The organism is Acidovorax delafieldii 2AN (genome assembly GCF_000175235.1).
GTDB lineage: Bacteria > Pseudomonadota > Gammaproteobacteria > Burkholderiales > Burkholderiaceae_C > Acidovorax > Acidovorax delafieldii_B.
The window spans coordinates 1-1,117 of record NZ_ACQT01000532.1; the positions used below are offsets into that span (position 1 = coordinate 1).

Annotated in this window: 2 protein-coding genes and 1 pseudogene; 2 read left to right on the forward strand and 1 reads right to left on the reverse strand. The window is 69.8% G+C overall.

Annotation, left to right across the window (positions count from 1 at the left end; translation table 11 throughout):
• Positions 1-188: helix-turn-helix domain-containing protein (locus tag ACDELDRAFT_RS22825; RefSeq protein ID WP_005801497.1), on the reverse strand; the 188-nt coding region annotated here is incomplete at its 3' end.
• A 148-nt stretch (positions 189-336) separates the two neighbouring features.
• On the opposite strand from ACDELDRAFT_RS22825, the gene ACDELDRAFT_RS22830 reads away from it, so the two are divergent.
• Both ACDELDRAFT_RS22830 and ACDELDRAFT_RS22835 read left to right on the forward strand, forming a co-directional pair.
• Positions 337-714: a cupin domain-containing protein gene (locus ACDELDRAFT_RS22830; protein ID WP_005801499.1), complete on the forward strand. Its 378-nt coding sequence runs from the start codon at positions 337-339 to the stop codon at positions 712-714.
• Positions 715-728: 14 nt separating this feature from the next.
• Positions 729-1,117 (forward strand): annotated as a pseudogene (locus tag ACDELDRAFT_RS22835) (hypothetical protein); the annotation flags it as partial.

Sequence of the window (1,117 nt, forward strand, 5' to 3'; positions counted from 1 at the left end):
TCGCCGTCCGGCGTCAGGCTCACCTGCCGCGTGGTGCGGTGGAACAGCTTGACGCCCAGCGCCGCCTCCAGGCGGGCCACGGTCTTGGCCAGGGTGGACGGCGCGCAGCCCAGTTCGCGTGCGGCCGCCGCGAAGCTGCCCAAGCGCGCGGTGCGCGAAAACGCCATCAGTTGCTGCAGGCCGTTCATGTGCGGGGATTGAGGAAATTCCGTCGGCAATGTTAAGGCGCTTGCGGCCGTTCCGAAAAACCGCCGCCGGGACGAGACTGGCGTCCTCCGTGGCCACGGAATTCACCCATTCTTCCATCCAGCGCTTGAGGCGCAAGAAGGCAAAGCCATGTCCGTGATCGAACAATCTCCACCCACATCCACCGCCATTGAAGGCATCGACCATGCCACCTGGGCAGGCCAGGCCCAGGGCCTTTCGCAGCTGTCCGTCTGGCGCCAGTCCATGGCGCCGGGTGCCGCCACGCCACCGCACCAGCACGACTGCGACGAAGTAGTGCTCTGCCTGACGGGCGAGGGCGAGCTGCACACCGATGGGCGCCGCCAGCGCTTTGGCGCGCACAGTACCCTGATCCTGCCGCGCGGCCGCGTGCACCAGTTCTTCAACGTCGGCACGCAGCCGCTGGAAACCCTGGGCATATTCGGTCAGTCGCCCGTGCCCACGTGCCAGCCCGACGGTGCGCCGCTGCCCCTGCCGTGGCGCAGCTGAGGAAGGTGCCGAGCATGATCTCCCTGCGCACCTTCCCCACCCTGCTGGCGCTGGCCTGCTGGAGCAGTCTGGTCGCTGCGGGCGCTCAGGCCAGCGGCCCCGCGGCCGACACCCCGGTGGCGCGTGGTGCCTACCTGGTTCGCAGCATGGCCTGCGCGGACTGCCACACCCCTCACAGGCCGGGGCCAAACGGCGCCGAACCAGACCTTGCGCTCGGGCTGTCGGGCCATCCGCATGGGCAGGTGCTGCAGGCACCTGCGGCGTCCACCGGGCCCTGGGTGTGGGGTGGCTCGGGCACCAACACGGCGTTCTGGGGGCCCTGGGGCGTGAGCTACGCCGCCAACCTCACGCCCGATGCCACGGGCCTGGGGGCCTGGACGGCAGAGCAGTTCGTGCAGGCCAT

Bases quoted from the DNA above. Each gene is read 5' to 3' on its own strand.
- ACDELDRAFT_RS22830 (WP_005801499.1), top strand. From the start codon at position 337: ATGTCCGTGATCGAACAATCTCCACCCACATCCACCGCCATTGAAGGC.